This is a genomic window from Promicromonospora panici (assembly GCF_900608595.1).
GTDB lineage: Bacteria > Actinomycetota > Actinomycetes > Actinomycetales > Cellulomonadaceae > Promicromonospora > Promicromonospora panici.
Map to the genome: position 1 here is coordinate 41,804 of NZ_UWYY01000024.1, position 19,759 is coordinate 61,562.

Sequence of the window (19,759 nt, forward strand, 5' to 3'; positions counted from 1 at the left end):
TCAGACCAAGTCGTTGCGGATGAGGAAGTCGGCCAGCGCCACGCCGCCCTCGCCTTTGTCGGTGACGATCTCGGGCTCGGCGCGCTCGGGGCGGGGAGTCGCCGACAGCGTCTCGGTGCGGGCCCCGGCGGTACCCGCGACGGCGGGGTCGAGGCCGAGGTCGGCCAGGGACCACGCCTCGATCTCCTTGGTGCGGGCCGCCATGATGAGCTTGAAACCGGGGAAGCGGGGCTGGTTCGCCGCGTCCGTGACGGACAGGACGGCGGGCAGCGGGCCGGACAATCGCTCGGTGACGCCGTCGATCTCGCGGGTGATGGTGAGCACGCGCTCCGCGTCGTCGCCGGAGCCCAGCTCGACCTTCTTGGCGAGGTTCAGGACGGGCAGCCCGAGCTCGGCGCCGAGCAGCGTCGGGACCACGGAGCCGAGACCGTCGAGGGCGGCCATGCCGGTCACCACGAGGTCTACCGGGGCCTGTTCGCCGATCCTGCGGACGGCCGCGGCGAGCACCGCGGCGGTGCCGAAGTAGTCGGAGCCGGCCAGGGCGTCGTCGGACACGCGGATGCCGCGGTCGACGCCGAGCTGGAACGCCTTGCGGAGTGCGACGTCGCCGTCGGGCCCGGCCATGGTGACCACGATGACTTCGCCGTCGTCCGGCCCGATGCGGCCGGACTCGCGCTCGGCCTCGACGAGCCGCAGCGCGGCCTCGATGGCGTTCTCGTCCAGCTCGTTGAGGGTGCCCTCGCCGGGGTCGCGCACTACCCGGCGGTCCTGGAACCCACGCTCCGTGGCGATGTCCGGGACGTACTTGGCGGCGACGACTATGCGCATGAAGTCAACGGTACGACGTCGGGTGGCGTGGGACGGATCTCGTTCGCAGAGCCGTCTCTGCAACGATTGGGCCCATGGTGCAGTCTCCACGAGCAGAACCGCAGCGAGCGCCGGGCGACCCGGTGCCGCGTCCGGTCGTCCGGCCGCTCATCCGGCCCTCGGCACGCCGCAGCCACGTCCCACCGTTGGGTGTGTACGTCACGCCCGGCGGCGGGATCGACGCCGCGGTCCTCGCCACCCACGCGACGGCGGTGGACCTGTGCCTCATCGACGTCACGGACCCGTCCCTGGACGAGCACGACCCGCACCGGTACACCGAGCGCCGGGTCGAGATGGTGGGCCCGGTGTACGGCGTCTGGCACACGCACGTCCCGGACGTCGCTCCGGGCCAGCGCTACGGGTTCCGCGTGTACGGGCCGTGGGACCCGCGCGCCGGCATGCGCCACAACCCGGCCAAGCTGCTGGTCGACCCGTACGCCCGCGGGTTCGCCGGCCGGCTGCACTACGGCCCGGAGGTGGTCGGCTCGGTGTCCGCGGAGCGGGAGCCGGGCTGGTGGCTCGGTGACCCCTACGGCGCGCCGGACGGGCGTGACTCGCTGGCGCACGTTCCGCACTCCGTCGTCGTCGCGCCGCTGCCGCCGCCCGCTCCCCTGTCCCGGCCGCGCGTGCCGTGGGCCGACACCGTGGTCTACGAGGCCCACGTACGCGGCCTGACGATGCTCCGCGAGGACATCCCTGCCGAGCTGCGCGGCACGTACGCGGGGGCCGCCCACCCGGCGATCGTCGAGCACCTGAAGAGCCTGGGCGTGACCACGCTCGAGCTGCTCCCGATCCACAAGAGCGTCGCCGAGCCGCGGCTGGCCGCTCACGGCCTGCCGAACTACTGGGGCTACAACACGCTGGGGTTCTTCGCCCCGAACGCCGCGTACGCGACCCGGTCCGCCCAGGAGCGGGGCGCGGAGGCGGTGCTCGACGAAGTGCGCGGCATGGTGCACCTGCTGCACGAGGCGGGTATCGAGGTGCTGCTGGACGTCGTCTACAACCACACCTGCGAAGGCGGCGACGACGGGCTGCACCTGGCCTGGCGCGGCCTCGACAACCCGGTCTACTACCTGCACGACGGCGCGTCTCCCGCCGCCCTCGCGGATGTCACCGGCACCGGCAACTCGCTCGACTTCCGGCGTCCCCGTGTGATCCAGATGGCCCTGGACTCGCTGCGGTACTGGGCCGAGACCGTGGGCGTGGACGGGTACCGCTTCGACCTCGCGGTGACCCTGGGCCGCGGCACGGTGGGCTTCGACCCGGACCACCCGTTCCTCGTGGCCCTGCAGACCGACCCGATGCTGTCCGGCCTCAAGCTCGTGGCGGAGCCCTGGGACGTGGGGCCGGGCGGCTGGCAGACCGGCTCGTTCCCGCCCCCCATGGCGGAGTGGAACGACAGGTTCCGCGACGCCGCGCGCGGCTTCTGGCTGGACGCGCCCAAGCGGGGTGCGCGCGGGCAGGAGATGCTCGGTCTGCGCGACCTGGCCACGCGGTTGGCGGGAAGCGCCGACCTGTTCGGCCCGGGCGACCCGCCGCTGGTGCGCGGTCCGGTGGCGTCGGTGAACTACGTGACGGCGCACGACGGCTTCACCCTCGCCGACCTGGTGGCCTACAACTACAAGCACAACGAGGCCAATCACGAGGACAACCGGGACGGGTCCGACAACAACCTGTCGTGGAACCACGGGATCGAGGGCCACACCCCGTCGGGCGACGACGCCACGACGGAGCCGTGGCAGGCGATCGTGCCGCCCCGCCGCAGGTCGCAGCGCAACCTGCTGGGCACGCTGCTGCTCGCGGCCGGCACGCCCATGCTCACCGCGGGCGACGAGTTCGGCCGGAGCCAGGGCGGCAACAACAACGCGTACGTCCAGGACAACGAGGTCTCCTGGCTGCGCTGGGCGATGGACGACGCCGCAACGGACCTCCTGGAGACCACCCGGTACCTGCTGCGCCTGCGCCGGGAGCACCCGGCGCTGCGCGCCGACTCGTTCTACCTGGGCTCGCCCAGGCCGCGGGAGTCCGACCCGGACCTGCTCTGGTTCGACCGGACCGGCGCTCCGATGGAGCACGCCACCTGGAACGAGCCCGGCCGGCGCGTGCTGCAGATGCTGCGGCCGGGGCCCGCTCCGGGGGACGCGGACGTGCTGCTGGTGATCAACGGCGGCCTGTGCGATGCCGAGGTGACGCTTCCGTCGTGCGCCCGCCCGGGCAACGCGCCGTGGGAGCTGGTCTGGGACTCCTCCTGGGACTTTCCGGTCGTGCCCGAGGACGAGGCGGGGCCCCGGGCCTCGGTGACCCTGGACGCGCTCAGCCTGCAGGTGCTGCTGTCGCCCGGCGAATGACTTCACCCCGAATCCGTCCCGCCGAATTGCGGCGCGCGAGGTATGTCCTGGTTACAGTGCGCACATGACTGACTCCGTCTCCAACAACGACGTTGCCGCAGCGGACGACACCGACGTCATTGTCATCGGCGCGGGGCTGTCGGGGCTCGTCGCCGCGACCGAGCTGACGGCGGCGGGCAAGCGGGTGGTCCTGCTCGACCAGGAACCCGCCGCGTCGCTGGGCGGACAGGCCTGGTGGTCGTTCGGCGGGCTGTTCCTGGTGGACTCCCCCGAGCAGCGCCGTCTCAACGTCAAGGACTCGTTCGACCTCGCCTTCGCCGACTGGCTCGGCTCCGCCCAGTTCGCGCCCGGCGCGGAACGGGGCGAGGGCCCTGACCGCTTCGGGTACCGGTGGGCCAAGGCGTTCGTCGAGTTCGCAGCCGGCGACATGCGGTCGTGGATGCGCGCCAAGGGGGTGGGCTGGTTCCCGCTGGTGCAGTGGGCGGAGCGGGGCGGCTACCCGGCGGGTGGGCACGGCAACTCGGTGCCCCGGTTCCACGTCACGTGGGGCACCGGCCCCGCCGTCGTCGAGCCGTTCGTAGCCGCCGCGCACGAGGCGAACCGGGCCGGGCTCCTCGACCTGCGCTTCCGGCACCGGGTCACGTCCCTGGTCACCACGGACGGCCGCGTCACCGGTGTGCGCGCGGAGATCCTGGCCGACGACGCCGCAGGCCGCGGCGAGCCCTCGAACCGCACGGTGACCGGCGAGGTCGAGCTGTCCGCACGCGCCGTCGTCGTCGCGAGCGGTGGCATCGGTGCGAACCACGACCTGGCGCGGGCCCACTGGTCCGCGGACGCCGGGCGCCTGCCGGAGCGGATGCTGTCCGGGGTCCCGGACTCGACGGACGGGCTCATGCTCGGCGTCGCCGCGGCGTCCGGCGCGGCGCTCGTGCACGAGGGCCGCATGTGGCACTACCCCGAGGGCATCGCCAACCACTCCCCCGTGTGGTCGAAGCACGGCATCCGGATCCTGCCCGGCCCGTCCTCGCTGTGGCTCGACGCCGACGGCGGCCGCCTGCCCGGGCCCCTGTTCCCCGGCTTCGACGCGCTCGGCGCGCTGCAGCACGTGACCAGCCGCGGCGACGACCACTCCTGGTTCGTGCTGAACAAGACGATCATGGAGAAGGAGTTCGCGCTGTCAGGCTCTGAGCAGAACCCCGACCTGACCGGCAAGTCGGTGCCGCTGCTCCTGGAGCGCGTGCGCGGCCGGTCGGTGCCGGTCCGGACCTTCGCGGAGCAGTCGGAGGAGTTCCTCTGGGCCGACACCCCCGCCGAGCTCGCCGCGAAGATGAACGCTCTCACCGACGCCACGCCCGGGTCCTCGGGACACATCGACGGCGAAGCGCTGGCTGCCCTGATGACGGCCCGCGACGCGCAGGTCGCCACGGGGCTCGGCAAGGACCCGCAGGTCGTCGCGACGTCGGCCGCGCGCCACTTCATCGTGGACAAGGCGATCCGCGTCTCGCCGCCGCGCGCCCTCAGCGAACCGAAGGACGGGCCGCTGCTCGCCGTCCGCCTGTCGGTGCTGACCCGCAAGACGCTCGGCGGCATGTGGTGCGACGAGAAGGGCCGCGCGCTGACCCCGGCGGGGGAGGTCCTGGAGGGACTGTGGGCCGTGGGCGAGGCCGCGGGCTTCGGCGGCGGCGGCGTGCACGGCCACCGCGCGCTGGAGGGCACGTTCCTGGGCGGCTGCCTCTTCACGGGGCGGACGACGGGCCGGGCGCTCGCGGAGTCGCTGTAAGTCCCGGCCAGCCGGCCCATCGGCCGTACGGGCGCCGAACCGCAAGCTGCAAGTCGATCTCGCCCCCCACCGGCGCCGAACCGCAAGCTACGGGTCGATCCGGGCACGGATGGACTCGGTTGTTTCGGTTCGGCGCCCAGATCCGCGACCAAGTTGCGGTTCGGCGGTCCGGCCGGAATCAGTCTCCGACGACCGCTACCGCAGCAGGGCGTTGCCGTCCTCCAGGGCAATCACGACGGCGCCCACCGCGCAGCGGCTCACCAGCTCCGCCGGCCAGCCGTCCGTCAGCGGCACCACCTCGACGTCCGAGCCGCCCGAGCCGCCCGAGCCGACGTCGGAGCCGCCCGTCCCGACACCCGGGTGCAGACCCGTCACGCGGGTACCGCCCGGGCGACCGATCCGCTCGCGCACCGGGTCAGGGCGGTCGAAGAACCAGTGGGTCGGCGCGTTGGAGTCCAGCGCGTCCGCGAGCCGCTCGAGATCCCGGGCCGCGAGCCGCAGCACGGGCGCCACCCAGGCGCCGTTCTCGGTCACCATCGCCTCGGTGCGGCGGGGGTCGGTCAGGCCCACCCGGGTCCCGTCGCGGAACGATCCGGCGGCGAGCCCCAGCGCCAGGTCCCGTACCGGGGCGCTCGCGACGACCCCCAGCAGCTGGTTGGCCAGCACGTGTGGCACGTGCGAGACGAGGGCGACGGCCTCGTCGTGCAGCTTGTCGGTGAGCACCGCGGCCGTCCCGCCCAGCGGGCCCGTGACCAGGCGGAGCACGCGCTCCAGCCGCCACGGGTCGGTTCCGGCGACGCCGGACTCCGGGTCGCCGGGGCGGCAGGTCACCGCCCACGGGATGCCCTGCATGAGCTCCGCCGACGACGACTCGAACCCGCTCCGCTCCGTCCCGGACATCGGGTGCGCGCCCACGTAGCGGTCGCCCAGCCCGGCGTCGGTGACCGCTTCGCGCACCGGCGCCTTCACCGAGCCGACGTCGGTCACCGTCGGGTCCCAGCCCGGCTCCCCGGCCAGGGCCTCGGCCAGCTCCGCCGCGACGGCCCGCATGACGCGCAGCGGCGCGGCGAGCACCACGATCTCGGGCCGCTGCACCGCGAGCCCGGCGACGTCGTCCGCCACCGGGAGGCCCGCCGCCCGTGCCTCCTCGGCCGACGACGGGTCGGTGGCCACCACGGGCACGCCCGCCGCCTGCAGGGCACGCGCCAGGGAGCCGCCGATCAGGCCGAGGCCCACGATGCCGACCGGCCCGCTCTGGGAACCGGAGCCGCTCACCAGAGCAGCCCTCGGTCGCGCGCCGGCCCGGAGTCCTTCGCCGACACGGAGCCGACCGGGACGTGGTCCGGGTCGAGCACGCCGTCGAGCGACCGGAACCCCGCTCCGGCCGGGAACAGGCCGAGCGTCTTGAGGGAGTCGCCGGCGGCGAGCAGGTCGCTCAGCACCTCGCGCGCGCCCGGGTCCCAGGGGGCCTCGTCGAAGGTCACCACGAACACGTACTTGCTCTCCTGGGCCTTGAGCGGCCGGGTGATCAGGCTGGACATGTTCACTCCCCGGTCGCCGAACGCCGCGGTGATCCGCGCCAGCACGCCCGGCCCCGTCACGGACGGGGTGATCGCGACCATCGTCTTCCAGGCCGTCGCCCCGGCGGCGCGCGAGCGCGCCAGGTGCGCCTCGGCCTCGCCCCGCCTGGTCAGCACGAGGAACCGGGTACGGCCGCCGCGGAAGTCCTCCACGGCCTTCGCATACGTGTCCAGCCCGTACAGCTCGCCGCAGATCGTGGGGCCCAGCGCAATCGTGCCGGGCCCGGCGTCGCGGCACGCGGCCGCGTTGGACGACGCCGGGGCGGTCGCCAGCCCGGTGCCCGTGACGAAGCCCGCGCACTGCGCCAGGCCGTGCGGGTGCGCGGACACCTCGGTCAGCTCGCCGTGCCCGGGGCGCACGAACGCGTCGAACGACACGTCGATCGCCACCTCGTCGACGGCCACGACGTCCGCGCTGGACAGGAGCGCGTCCAGCGACGGCACCACGTAACCCTCGACGGACGACTCGATGGCGACGACGCCGACGTCGGCCGCGCCGGCCGCCACGACGTCGTGCACGTCCTTGACGGTGTCGAGCGGCTCGGCGGACACCTCGCCGTCGGTGTCCCGTGTGGTGACGTGCCGGCGCGCCCACTCCAGGGCCGCCTGGTGCGTGAACGTGCCCTCCGGCCCCAGGTAAGCGGTCCGGATGCCGCGCGCCGCGCCCGGCATCGTCACGCCCATCGCGGCGTCAGGGCGTCCGGCCCGGGCACGAACGACCCGCCCGGGAGCACCGCCAGGGTGCGGTGCTCGACGCCCCGCACGGTGAGCGCGTCGACCAGGTTCCCCAGCGTGTCCGACGTCGGGCAGGAGAACGACGTGAAGAACACGTGCGGCCCGTCGGACGACGGCTGGCTGCGCAGGTGGTCCAGGTCGAGTCCGGCGTCCGCGATGACCGCGAGCGTGGGCTGCAGGGAGCCCAGGTGGTCGTCGGCCGGGCCGAACGCGAGCCACACCTGAGCGGGCTGGCTGAACGCCGGCCAGTCGGTGCGGGACTCCAGCAGCCCGTACCAGACGGGCTCACCCTCGGCGAGGGCCGCGCTGTCGGGGAGCTCCACGAAGCCCGCCGGGACGCGGGACCGCTCGATCACGAGCGACCCGCCCTCTCCCGCCAGGGCGATCCGCTCCTCGACGGTCGCCCGCGTGGGCACCAGCCGGGGGCTCGCGCCGAGGCCGCGCAGCACGTTCGCGCAGTCCCGCATGCCCGCCTCGTCGATCACCACCTGGCCGCCCGTGGCACCGGCGCCGACCCAGACCCACTGGCCGGGCACCGCCACCGCCGCCGTCACGATGAGCGACGACGCGCCCTCCAGGAGGGCGCGTTCGAGGCCCGGCGCCGGGTGCTCCGGGTGTCCCAGGTGCACCACGGCGGCCAGGGCCTCGATGCTCGCCACCGTGGCGAGCGTGTCCGCCGTGGTGCCGAGGTCGAGCAGCTCGACCGGGTCGTTCCAGCCCGCCATCCGCGCGGCAAGCACCGCGTGCGCGGGAGACTCCCGCTCGCTACGTCCTAACATGTGCGCAACTTACCGCCGTCGGAGCCTTACGGCTCTACTCGCAGACCACCGGGTTGTCCGGGTTGTAGGAGTGGTTGAACGAGTTCTCCTTGACCACCTGGCCGTCGCGGAGGACCTTGCGGGAGATGGTGACGGAGAAGCCGTCCTCGCCGCCGGGGTACGGCTCGCAGTCCGCCGAGGAGTCGCGGATCGTCGTCTTCGGCACGATGTTCCGCTTGGGGCTGGTGCTCTCCTGCACGGTGTAGTACTTGGTGCTCCAGATGCGGACCGTGAGCTCGCCGCCGGACACGAAGGACTGCATGACCGCCCCGTACGGGGTGTCGTTGGTGAACTTCATGTCCTTGGCGCCCACGTAGATCGTGGCCTCGCGGCCCGGTGGGTAGCGCGGGAACCAGTACGAGTGCGCGTGGTGCTCGATGTCCTCGAAACCGGCGAAGAAGCCCGCGTTGAACGAGGTCGTGGCCATCTGGGACAGCCCGCCGCCCACCGCCTCGACGTGCTTGCCGTCCTCGACGACGCCCGCGTCGAAGTACCCGTTCTCGAGCGTGATCGGTGCCAGGGCCTCCAGCAGGGAGAAGGTCTCGCCGGGCTTGATGAGGTCGCCCGTGATCATCTGCGCGCCACGCACCAGGTTCTGGGTGCGCACGGGCTCGTTCGTCAGCGGCGTGCTGAACTCCGAGACGACCTCCTTGACGCCCAGCTTCTTCAGCGACTGGACGGTCTCCTCCGGGTCCTGCTCGACCAGCTCGACCGAGGTCTCGCGGTCGTCGCTCGTCGCGGCGATCCGCACGGCCTTGGCCGCCTCGGCGGCGTCGAGCGTCGTGCCGGTCTTGCCCTCGACGACGGTCGGCCGGCCGCCGACGAACTCGAAGTGCGCGTCGTCCGGGACCTCCAGCAGGTTCGTCGTGCCGTCGACGATGGCCTGGACGGTCGCGTCCTTGTCCACGATGATGGCCAGCTTGTCGTCGCGCTGCTCGAACCGGATCAGCCCGGCCAGCACCTCGGTTGGCAGCACCGGCGTCTGATCGCCGACGGACACCGTGACCGGCCCGGAGACGACCTTCTGCGCCACGGCGAAGTTCTCGTCGGTCTCCTGCTGCGAGATCGTCGGAGCGACCGGCTCGACCGGCAGCTCGAACGGGCTCTCCTCGTTGACCCAGCGCTCCTTGATGATGCGGGCCGTCTCGCTCGCGACGATCCGCGAGCCCTCCTTCGGGTCCGTCTTGACCGCCTGGCCGTCGACGAACGCGACGGTGCCGTCCACGGGGTCCACTGCGAGCGAGTCCTCGAGGCCCGCGACCGCGGCGTCGAACTTCTTGTCGTCGATGTTCAGGACCAGCTCCTGCTCGGAGCCGCCGAACATGTGCGCCCACATGCGCATCGGGCTCAGCGAGAACCCGGTGAGCTCAGCCACCGTCGCGTCGGCGTCGATCGCCAGGCCGCTCGGCTCCGGCGACAGCTGCGCCTTGCCCTCACCCGCGGTGAGCGCGATCGGCTCCTTGACCCGCGGAGCGAGCTGCTCCGTCAGCGCGGACGCCGCCTCGGCCTGCGTCATACCACCGACGTCGACTCCGGCCACCGTGGTCTCGGTCGGCACCGTGTCGCTCTGGGTCCACGCCACCAGGACGTAGATCCCGAACAGCAGGACAGCGGCCAGCACCGCGAACAGCGCGATCTTCGGACCGCGGCTCGGGGCGCCGTCGCCGGCGAGCCCGAAGAAGCCGCCCTGGTCGGCCGGGTTCGGGCCGCCGGGGACGTTCGGGCCCGCGGGGCCGTGGGGGCCGGCGGGACCGCCGGGCGTGCCGGGGCCGTTCGGCCCGGCGGGGCCCTGCTCGGACGCCGCCAGCGGCGTCGCGTCCGGGCGCACGGGCGCCCAGCGCGTGCCGGCCAACGGACGCGACACCCGCTGGATCGCACCGGTCAGCGGCTTGAGGAACGAGTTCTGGCCGGGGTTCGGTGCGGGCACCGTGCCCGGTCCCGGGGGCGGCACAGCGCCCGACGGCGGGATGAGCGAGCGCGGCGGGACGGACGGCGGTGCGGGCGCGACGGGCGGCGGAGCAGGCGCGACAGGCGGTGCCGGGACCGCCGCGGAACTCGCCGCTGCTGCCGTGCCTGCCGCGGCGGCTGTGGCCGCTGCTCCCGCTGCGGGGGCTGCCCCTGCTCCAGTGGGTGCTGAGGAACCTGTCGGCGCCGCCGACCCAGCCGCGGTCGGGATCGGCTCGGCCTTGGCAGGTGCCGCCGACTCGTTGGCGGCGTTCGCAGGCTCGGCCGGCTTGGGAGCCGCCTTGACGGGCTCAGCCTGCTCAGGAGCCTTCACGGGCTCGGTCGACCTGGGCGCCGCCGACTCAGGAGCAGCCTTCGCGGGCGCCGCCGCCTCCGGGGCGGTCTTGGGTGCGGTCGGTTCGGCCGCGGCGTCGGCCGAGCGCGCCTCGGGGGTCGCGCCGTCGGACGCCGACACGGCGGTAGCCGCGTCCGCCGTCTCGTCGGGCGTCTTGTTCGGGTCTGTCACGTGTGGGGCCTGTCCTGCCGTCGAGAGGGCCGGCGTCGTGCCCGGCGTGGTGGTGTCCTGCGGCCGCGCGGCCTGATTCCCGCTGCTGCCCGACCCGGGCGTCCACTTGGGCGGGCGGTCGAACGCAAAGACGCGGGGGGTGTATCCGCTGCGGGGTGTCGCGGCGGCCTTGGTGGTCGGCGTCGCGAGCTTCTCCACGACGGTCTGCAGCACGGCTACCTGGTCCGGAGCGTCAACGACGGGCACGACGGGCGCACTCGGGTTCGCCGGCGGCGTCGGGGCCCCGGGCCCGCTCGGGCGGCCGGCGGACGCCGCGGCGTCCGCTCCGCCAGCCCTGGGGGCGCTCTCGGGTGCTGCCGCTCTTGCGGGCGGCACGACGGGCGGGCGCGGGGCCTTCGGGGCCTCGGACTGCTCCGGACGGGTCACGGGCTGGGCCTTCTCTGGGGATCGGGGAACCGGCTGAGCGGTCGGTCGACCGGCCGGTACTGCGGACTGCGCGGCCCCCGGGTCCGTCGGTCGTACCGGGGGTCTCGGCGCCTGTTGCGGCACGCTGCCAGGGCGCGTCCTGGACAGGCGGGGAGGCGACACCGGGGCAGGTCTTGTCCCGGCGTTCTCGTCTGACGTCGGCTCGAGCGGTTCGTCACGCTCGGTCGGCTGGCCCATCGGCACGCTCCGTGCAACTACCCGAGACGCGGGCTCTCCGCGTCCCCCAAGGGCGCACCGGACCTGCGGCGAATCCGCTGGACGGGACCGCCCTGCCGGGCATCCTATCCAGCGAGAATCCTGCCGAAGGCCGCGTTCTGGGCGCCCCGAGGTGGAGGTTGTGTATCAATCCTGCCCACCATCTTGAACCAGTCTGCGAAGAACCGCAGACCTCATGCGGCAGGCCGATCGCGGCCCACCGGAACCTCTGTGAACCACGACGCCGGCAGGAACGCCACGACGGCCAGGACGGCGACCCCCGCGTACGACCAGACCATGCCCAGCACGCCCGCCGGGACCACGACGTCGCCGCCCGAGCCCGGTAGCGACAGGGCCTGCACCATGGCCACCCAGCCCACACCGAATCCCAGGAGGGTTCCGTAGCCGGCCCAGGCGCGCGAGAGCACGCCCGCCGCGGCCGTCAGCGCCAGCGCGAGGACCAGCCCGAGATACCAGGACTCGTCGCCGAACCGGTGCACCACCGTACCGAGGGCGCCCATCACGACGCCGAGCAGAACCGCCAGCAAGGTGCGCACGATCGTTCGCCCGAGGGGGCGTCCGGATGAGTTCACCCAGCCATTGTCCAGCATTCACCTGGGAGGACCCTGCAGATATGGAACACTCCGGCGGGTGAATACGCTTCAGGCACAGACGCAGCTCATCGTCCGACAGCGAGTCCGCTTGATGGTCAACCAGTACGAGGTGCGCGGCGCGCAGCCCGACGGTTCCGAGGGCCAGCTCTACGCGTTCGCGCAGCAGAAGCGCATGGCGTTCCGCGAGCAGGTGACGCTGTACGCCGACGAGAGCAAGCAGGAGGCGGTGCTCGGGTTCAAGGCCCGTCAGATGGTCGACCTCGGCGCCACCTACGACGTCGTCGACGCGGGCGGCACTCCCGTCGGGTCGTTCCGCAAGGACTTCGCCAGGTCGCTGCTGCGTAGCACCTGGCACGTGGAGCAGCCCGGGCTGGGCACCGCCACCGGCGCCGAGCGCAACGCGGCGGTTGCCGTCCTCCGCCGGCTCATCGAGATCGCGTGGCTGCCCTACCACTTCGACTTCCTGATCGACGGCCGCCCCGGGTTCTCCGTGGAGAAGAAGTGGGGCCTGCGCGACCGCTACGTCGTCAACATCCACGACCCACGGCTCGACCGCCGGCTCGTGACCGCGATGGCGATCGGCCTGGACGCGCTCCAGGAGCGCTGACCACCCCTCCGGCCCGCCGAGGTAGAACTGTGGCGAGGTAGAACCTTGGCGAGGTAGAAGCCTGGCGAGGTAGGACCGCAGCGCAGGCTGCCGTTCTACCTCGCCACAGTTCTACCTCGCCACAGTTCTACCTCGGCGGGGTGACGAAGTAGGTCTCGGTCGTCAGGATCGGGGCGAGGACGCCGTTGGACAGGGCGTACCACCCGGCCAGCGCGCCCTGCGCGTTCTCCAGCGCCGTCGCATGCTGCACCTGCGTGGCGTGTGCCCGCATCGCACGCACCACCCGCTCCAGCACGGGCCGCACGTCGACCCGCACGACCTCGTCGGCGCCGCTCACGCCGTCAGCCCGGGTGATCGGCAGCTGGTCAGGAGATCGGTAGTCCGAGGGGCCGATCTCCTGGTGTTCTGCCGACCACGCTGGCAGGCCCTCCTTCGCCAGCGGCGGGAGGGCCTCGTCCGGGTCCGCGAAAGTCAGGCCCTGGGCCGCGGCGAGCCCGCGCGCCGCGGGGTGGGCCGCGAGCGTCGCGCGCGCCTGGCGCACCTCGGCGGCCGGGGCGACGGCCTGCCACAGCTCGGCGTCGCCCCACGGCTCGTCCCGCTGCCCGACGGCGACGCCGGGCTCCCGCTCGTGCATCGCCGCGCCTACGCCGTCGCGCACCGCCGTACCCGAACCCTCGCGCACCGGCGCACCGGCGCCGCCGGGCCGCCAGGCCGGGTCCGCCGCGAGCTCCAGCGCCCGGACCGTCACCTCGTGCGCACGCCGGTGGTCGGGATGCCCGTACCCCCCGGCGGGCTCGTACGTGGCGACGACGGCGGGCCGCCGCGCGCGGATCAACGCCGCCAGCCGCCCGGCGGACTCGTCGAGCGGCACCCGCGCGAACGCCGTCGGCGGGGAGTCCGGCGCCGGTCCGGCGACGCCGGGCGCGACCCACGCCATCCCGGAGTCCTCGTACCGCACCCCGCCCGACCTGTCAGACCCGTGGGTCACGCCGGTGACCTGCGGGTCTGACAACGGGAGGATGTCCAGGAACGAGTGCTCGATCGCGCCGTCGGACAAGCGCGCCACAGCGGCCGTCAGTTCCGTCTCCCGGTAGGCGCCCAGCGCGGGACCGTCACCTTCGAGACCGGCCCGGCCCTCCGACGTCGTACCCGGAAGTGCGATGACCTCGCCGCGTTCTCCGCGCGTGCACGTCACGATGCAGACGGGCCATCCGGCCGCCGCCAGCGTAGCGATCAGCCCACCGGTAGAAAGCGTCTCGTCATCGGGATGCGCATGCACGGCCACCAGCCCGCCAGAACCACTGAGTGCTGAATATTCGCCCTCAGAACGGTCGTTCATGGGCGAAATGCAGCACTCAGCGGAGGGTGTGGAATGACGGACGTGTCAGGAGCGCTTGGCGCGCGCCGTCGCACGGGCGCGGTCCGTGGCGTTCAGGAGCACCTTGCGGATCCGCACGACCTCGGGGGTCACCTCGACGCACTCGTCCTCCTGCGCGAACTCCAGAGACTCCTCGAGCGTGAGCTTGCGCGGCGGGATCAGGTTCTCGAAGTTGTCGGCGGTGGAGGACCGCATGTTCGTCAGCTTCTTCTCCTTGGTGATGTTGACGTCCATGTCCTCGTTGCGGGAGTTCTCGCCGACGATCATGCCCTCGTACACCTCCTGCGTGGGGTCCACGAAGAAGGAGCCGCGCTCCTGGAGGTTGATCATGGCGAACGGCGTCACCTTGCCGGAGCGGTCGGCGACCAGCGAGCCGGTCATGCGCGACTCGATCGGGCCGTGCCACGGCTCGTAGCCCTCGGAGATCGACGCGGCGATACCGGTCCCTCGGGTGTCCGTGAGGAACTGCGTGCGGAAGCCGATGAGGCCCCGCGCCGGGACCATGAACTCCATGCGGACCCAGCCGGTGCCGTGGTTCGTCATGGTCTCCATGCGGCCCTTGCGCTGCGCGAGGAGCTGCGTGACGGAGCCCAGGTACTCCTCGGGCACGTCGATAGTCATCCGCTCCATCGGCTCGTGGACCTTGCCGTCGATCACCTTGGTGACGACCTGCGGCTTACCGACCGTCAGCTCGAAGCCCTCGCGGCGCATCTGCTCGACGAGGATCGCCAGGGCCAGCTCGCCACGGCCCTGCACCTCCCATGCGTCGGGGCGCTCGGTCGGGAGGACCTTGAGCGACACGTTACCGATGAGCTCGGCATCGAGGCGGTCCTTCACCTGACGGGCGGTGACCTTGTGGCCCTTGCCGCCCTTGCCCGCGAGCGGGGAGGTGTTGATACCGATGGTCATCGAGATCGCCGGGTCGTCCACAGTGATGAGCGGCAGCGGGCGCGGGTCGTCGATGTCGGTGAGGGTCTCGCCGATCATGATGTCCGCGATACCCGCGACGGCGACGATCTCGCCCGGGCCGGCCTTGTCGGTCGGCACGCGGTCGAGCGCCTTGGTCTCCAGCAGCTCGGTGATCTTCACGCTCTGCAGGGTGCCGTCGTGGCGCGCCCACGCGACGTTCTGCCCCTTGGACAGGGTGCCGTTGTGGATGCGCAGCAGCGCGAGACGACCGAGGAACGGCGACGCGTCGAGGTTGGTGACGTGCGCCTGCAGCGGCACGCCCTCCTCGTAGGTCGGGGCCGGGATCTTCTCGAGGATGGTCGCGAACAGCGGCTCGAGGTCCTCGTTGCCGGGCAGGCCGCCGTCGGCGGGCTGGTCCGTGGAGGCGCGGCCGGCCTTGGCCGACGCGTACACGACGGGGACGTCGAGGATGGCGTCCAGGTCGAGGTCGTCGACCTCGTCGGACAGGTCACCGGCCAGGCCGAGCAGCAGGTCGGTGGTCTCGGCGACCACCTCGGTGATCCGCGCGTCGGGCCGGTCGACCTTGTTCACGACGACGATGACCGGCAGCTTCGCGGCCAGGGCCTTGCGCAGCACGAAGCGCGTCTGGGGCAGCGGGCCCTCGGACGCGTCGACGAGCAGCACGACACCGTCGACCATGGACAGGCCGCGCTCGACCTCACCACCGAAGTCGGCGTGGCCAGGGGTGTCGATCACGTTGATGGTGATGCCCTCGGGCTCACCGTTCACCGAGGCGGCGGGACCGGCGTACCGGATCGCGGTGTTCTTGGCGAGGATCGTGATGCCCTTCTCACGCTCCAGGTCGCCCGAGTCCATCACGCGGTCCTCGAGGTGCTGACGGGCGCCGAAGGAGCCGGACTGCCGGAGCATGGCGTCCACGAGCGTGGTCTTGCCATGGTCGACGTGGGCCACGATCGCGACGTTACGCAGGTCGGATCGGGTCGCACGGGCCGAGGTCGGCGCGGTTGCAGGCACGGTCACGGAGCACTCATTTCCAGAAGGGAGGTCAGGGGCGCGGACTCTGGTCCGAACGGACCGGTCTCGCAGCAGCACTATCCTACCCGCGAATCGAAATCCACAGGTGTCGACCGTGTCACTGTGCGGTGAACACTCCCGCGCCGAAGTAGAACCAGGGCGAAGTAGAACTGCAGCGAAGCACCCGAGCTGTGGTCGCTCTGGTTCTACTTCGCTGCAGTTCTACTTCGCCCTGGTTCTACTTCGGCGCAGAGAGGAGGTCAGCCGCCGATCTCCAGGCTCGCGCCCGGGATGGCCGCCAACAGGTCCCGCGTGTACTCCTGCTGCGGGTTGTCGAACACCTCGTCGGTGCTCGCGTGCTCCACGATGCTGCCGTCCTTCATCACGGCCACGAGGTCGGCGATCTGCCGCACGACCGCGAGGTCGTGCGTGATGAACAGATAGGACAGGCCCAGCTCCGACTGCAGGTCGTTGAGCAGCGTCAGGATCTGCGCCTGGACCAGCACGTCGAGCGCGGAGACCGCCTCGTCGAGCACGAGCACCTCGGGCTTGAGCGCCAGCGCACGCGCGATGGCGATGCGCTGCCGCTGGCCGCCCGACAGCTCGTTCGGGAACCGGCGCATGGTGGCCTGTGGCAGCGACACCATGTCGAGCAGCTCGCGGACGCGCGCCTCGCGGGACTTCCGGTCGCCGACCTTGTGCAGGGCCAGCGGCTCCTCGATCGAGCGATAGACCGAGAACACCGGGTCCAGCGACCCGTACGGGTTCTGGAACACCGGCTGCACCCGGCGGCGCAGCGCGAACTGCTCCTTCCGCGACATCGTCGCGACGTCCTTGCCGTCGAACATGACGGTGCCCGACGTCGGATCGAGCAGTCCCAGCACCATGTTGGCCGCCGTGGACTTGCCGGACCCGGACTCCCCCACCAGCGCGAGGGTGCGGCCCTTGGGCAGTGCGAAGTCGACGCTGTCCACCGCCGTGAAGTCGGTGTGCGTACCCGGCCGGGAACCACGGATGTGGAACACCTTGGTCAGGTCCTTCGCCACGACGACGTCGTCCGCCGCCTGCACGGCCTCCGGCTCGCCGGCGTGCTCGGCGAGCAGGTCGTCGGCCTCCGCACCGCGCTCGTGCGCGGACTGGATGCGGCGCGACGCCAGCGACGGGGCCGAGGCCACGAGCCGCTTGGTGTACTCGTGCTGCGGGTCCTTGAGGATCTGCGCCGCCGGACCCGACTCCACGACCTTGCCCTTGTACATCACCACGAGGTGCTCGGCGCGCTCGGCGGCCAGACCCAGGTCGTGGGTGATGAACAGGACGGCCGTGCCGAGCTCGGCGGTGAGGCCCTCCAGGTGGTCCAGGATCTTCTTCTGGACCGTGACGTCCAGGGCCGACGTCGGCTCGTCCGCGATGAGCAGCTTCGGCCGGGAGGCCAGGCCGATCGCGATCAGGGCGCGCTGGCGCATACCGCCGGAGAACTCGTGCGGGAACTGGCGGGCGCGACGCGCGGCGTCGGGCAGACCGGCCTCGCCGAGCAGCTCGGCGACGCGCGCCGTGCGCTCCGCCTTGGAACCCTGGAAGCCGTTGGCCACCAGCGCCTCGTCGATCTGCGTGCCGATGCGCCACACCGGGTTCAGGTTCGACATCGGGTCCTGCGGCACCAGGCCGATCTCGCGGCCGCGCAGGTCCTCGACCTGCTTGCGCTTCAGGCCGACGAGCTCACGGCCACCGAACGAGATGGACCCTCCGGTCACCTTGCCGGTGCCCGGCAGCAGGTCGATGATCGCGTGCGCCGTCGTCGACTTGCCGGAGCCCGACTCCCCCACGATCGCCACGGACTGGCCCGGGTAGACCGTGAGGTCCACGCCGCGCACGGCGTCGACCGTGCCGGTGGCCGTGGTGAAGGAGATCTGCAGGTCGCGGATCTCCAGCAGCGGCGAGCTGTCGTCCGGCTTCTCGGCGGGCACCGGGGCATCCTCGGTGGCCCCGTCGGTGAGGGTGATCGTGGTGGTCATCGCTTCCTCGCCTTCGGGTCGAGGGCGTCGCGCACGACGTCGCCCAGCATGATGAAGCCGAGCACCGTGAAGGCGAGCGCAGCGGCGGGGTAGAACATGATCTCCGGGTTCGTGCGGATCGAGGCACGCCCGTTCGACAGGTCACCGCCCCAGGAGACGGTGGACGGGTCGAGGCCGATGCCGAGGAACGTCAGCGTGGCCTCGGCCACGATGAAGGTACCCAGCGCCACGGTGGAGTACACGATGATCGGCGCCGAGGAGTTGGGTAGCACATGCCGCCACAGGATCGCGGCACGACTCATGCCGAGCGCCTTGGCCGCCGTCACGAACTCGTTGTTCTTCACGCTGAGCACGGCGCCACGCGTGATGCGGGCGATGGTGGTCCAGCCGAAGGACGCCAGTACGACCGCCACGGTCAGCGCATCGCGTGACGCCGCGATGCTCAGGATCACGATCGCAGCGAGCACGAAGGGCACCGCGAAGAAGATGTCCGTGAGGCGCGACAGGACCGTGTCGAGCCAGCCACCGTAGTACCCGGCGATGGCGCCGATGGCCGTGCCCAGCACCACCACGAACACCGTGGTGAGCACACCGACCAGCACCGACGCCTTGGCCCCGTAGAGGGTACGCGTGTAGATGTCGCAGCCATTGCGGTCCGTGCCGAAGAAATGCTCGCTCGACGGCGGGAGCAGCGAGTTCGCCAGGTCACATCCGGCACGCGGCAGCAGGGACGTAAACGCACCCGGCGCGACCGCAACCACGATCACCACCAGGATCATCAGGGCGGATACCCAGAACAGCGGGCGATGGCTCATGTCGCGCCAGGCGTCACGCCACAGGCTCGTCGGCGCCTCGGCGGTGGAGACGGCGTCGACCACACCGACGGTGACTTCCTCGGGTGCGGCCACGTAGTGGCCCTGGCCCGGACGCGGGGTCTTGTCGTAGCGATTCTCAGGCATAACGGATCCTCGGGTCCAGGACGGCGTACAGCAGGTCCACGAGCAGGTTGGCGACGATGTAGACGAGCACGATCACGGTGGACAGCGTCACGATGGTGACGGACTCGCCACGACTGATCGCCTCGAAGAGGGTGCCGCCGACGCCGTTGATGTTGAAGATTCCCTCGGTGACGATCGAGCCTGTCATCAGGTTGCCCAGGTCCACGCCGATGAAGGTGACGACGGGGATGAGCGAGTTACGCAGGACATGCCGGCCGACCACCCGGACGCGCGGCAGGCCCTTGGCGCTCGCGGTGCGTACGAAGTCCGCAGTGAGGTTCTCGATGACCGAGGTGCGGGTCAGGCGCAGGATCTGGGCGAACGACGTTGTCGCGAGCACGACGGCCGGCATCAGCAGGCTGTAGAAGTCGGGATCTCGGCCCGCGGTCACGGGTAGCCAGTCGAGGTTGACGCCCACGACGATCTGCAGCACCAGGCCGGTGACGAACGTGGGCAGCGCGATCAGCAGCAGGCTGAAGACCAGCACCGTCGAGTCGAACAGCTTGCCCTTGCGGATCCCGGCGAACAGGCCGAAGGCGATGCCGAGGACCGACTCGAAGACGAGCGCCATGAGCGCGAGCTGGAACGTGATGGGCAGGGCCTCCGCCACGACCTCGGCCACCGGACGGCCGGTGAAGGTGTTACCGAGGTCGAACGTGAAGATGCCCTTGAGGTAGTACAGGTACTGCACGATAAAGGGCTGGTCCAGATGGAACTGGGCGCGAATCTGGTCCTGCACGGCTTCGGGCAGGCCACGCTCACCACCCAGTCCGGCCACGGGATCACCCGGGCGCAGGAAGACCAGGGCGTAGAGCAGCAGTGTGGCGCCGAGGAACACAGGGATCACCTGCAGCAGCCGGCGTCCGAGATACCAAAGCATCGAAATTTCTCCTTGGGCGGTTTCAGCGAGCCATTCTCCCGGACAAC

At 71.7% G+C, this 19,759-nt stretch carries 14 protein-coding genes; 3 read left to right on the plus strand and 11 right to left on the minus strand.

Annotated features, from left to right (window positions below; genetic code table 11):
- Window positions 1-828, minus strand: a complete 828-nt coding sequence (locus tag EW117_RS24350; protein ID WP_129789324.1) for an electron transfer flavoprotein subunit beta/FixA family protein — start codon at window positions 826-828, stop codon at window positions 1-3.
- 74 nt (window positions 829-902) lie between these two features.
- On the opposite strand from EW117_RS24350, the gene glgX reads away from it, so the two are divergent.
- A complete protein-coding gene (gene glgX / locus EW117_RS24355; RefSeq protein WP_242504513.1) occupies window positions 903-3,215 on the plus strand; it encodes a glycogen debranching protein GlgX in 2,313 nt (770 codons plus the stop codon).
- A 64-nt stretch (window positions 3,216-3,279) separates the two neighbouring features.
- Window positions 3,280-4,995 carry an FAD-binding dehydrogenase gene (locus tag EW117_RS24360; RefSeq protein ID WP_129789325.1) on the plus strand — a complete coding sequence of 572 codons (1,716 nt, stop codon included), beginning with the start codon at window positions 3,280-3,282 and terminating at the stop codon, window positions 4,993-4,995.
- A gap of 195 nt (window positions 4,996-5,190) precedes the next feature.
- Here the strand turns inward: EW117_RS24360 and EW117_RS24365 are convergent, their stop codons facing one another.
- From EW117_RS24365 to EW117_RS24385, 5 genes are all read right to left on the minus strand, one after another.
- Complete coding sequence (locus EW117_RS24365) at window positions 5,191-6,270, minus strand: prephenate dehydrogenase (RefSeq protein WP_129789326.1); 1,080 nt, start codon at window positions 6,268-6,270, stop codon at window positions 5,191-5,193.
- A complete protein-coding gene (locus tag EW117_RS24370) occupies window positions 6,267-7,259 on the minus strand; it encodes a prephenate dehydratase (protein WP_129789327.1) in 993 nt (330 codons plus the stop codon). The genes EW117_RS24365 and EW117_RS24370 overlap by 4 nt, the downstream gene beginning before the upstream one ends.
- Entirely contained in the window at window positions 7,250-8,089 is an 840-nt protein-coding gene (locus EW117_RS24375; protein WP_165362850.1) for a hypothetical protein, read from the minus strand. The genes EW117_RS24370 and EW117_RS24375 overlap by 10 nt, the downstream gene beginning before the upstream one ends.
- 34 nt (window positions 8,090-8,123) lie before the next feature.
- Entirely contained in the window at window positions 8,124-11,024 is a 2,901-nt protein-coding gene (locus tag EW117_RS24380; protein WP_129789328.1) for a VanW family protein, read from the minus strand.
- A 449-nt stretch (window positions 11,025-11,473) separates the two neighbouring features.
- Entirely contained in the window at window positions 11,474-11,872 is a 399-nt protein-coding gene (locus EW117_RS24385) for a hypothetical protein (protein WP_129789329.1), read from the minus strand.
- A gap of 58 nt (window positions 11,873-11,930) precedes the next feature.
- On the opposite strand from EW117_RS24385, the gene EW117_RS24390 reads away from it, so the two are divergent.
- Complete coding sequence (locus EW117_RS24390; RefSeq protein ID WP_207212026.1) at window positions 11,931-12,500, plus strand: LURP-one-related family protein; 570 nt, start codon at window positions 11,931-11,933, stop codon at window positions 12,498-12,500.
- Window positions 12,501-12,627: 127 nt separating this feature from the next.
- Here EW117_RS24390 and EW117_RS30340 read toward each other — a convergent pair whose 3' ends face one another.
- From EW117_RS30340 to EW117_RS24415, 5 genes are all read right to left on the minus strand, one after another.
- Window positions 12,628-13,839 (minus strand): PIG-L family deacetylase, encoded by a 1,212-nt coding sequence (locus tag EW117_RS30340; protein WP_242504514.1) that lies wholly within the window; start codon window positions 13,837-13,839, stop codon window positions 12,628-12,630.
- A gap of 45 nt (window positions 13,840-13,884) precedes the next feature.
- Window positions 13,885-15,828 carry a translational GTPase TypA gene (gene typA / locus EW117_RS24400; protein ID WP_422891552.1) on the minus strand — a complete coding sequence of 648 codons (1,944 nt, stop codon included), beginning with the start codon at window positions 15,826-15,828 and terminating at the stop codon, window positions 13,885-13,887.
- A gap of 254 nt (window positions 15,829-16,082) precedes the next feature.
- Window positions 16,083-17,834, minus strand: a complete 1,752-nt coding sequence (locus EW117_RS24405; RefSeq protein WP_129789330.1) for a dipeptide ABC transporter ATP-binding protein — start codon at window positions 17,832-17,834, stop codon at window positions 16,083-16,085.
- On the minus strand, window positions 17,831-18,793 hold the full coding sequence (locus EW117_RS24410) for an ABC transporter permease (protein WP_129789331.1): 963 nt from the start codon (window positions 18,791-18,793) through the stop codon (window positions 17,831-17,833). Before EW117_RS24410 ends, EW117_RS24405 begins: the two co-directional genes overlap by 4 nt.
- On the minus strand, window positions 18,786-19,712 hold the full coding sequence (locus EW117_RS24415; protein ID WP_129789332.1) for an ABC transporter permease: 927 nt from the start codon (window positions 19,710-19,712) through the stop codon (window positions 18,786-18,788). Before EW117_RS24415 ends, EW117_RS24410 begins: the two co-directional genes overlap by 8 nt.
- Window positions 19,713-19,759: the final 47 nt, after the last annotated feature.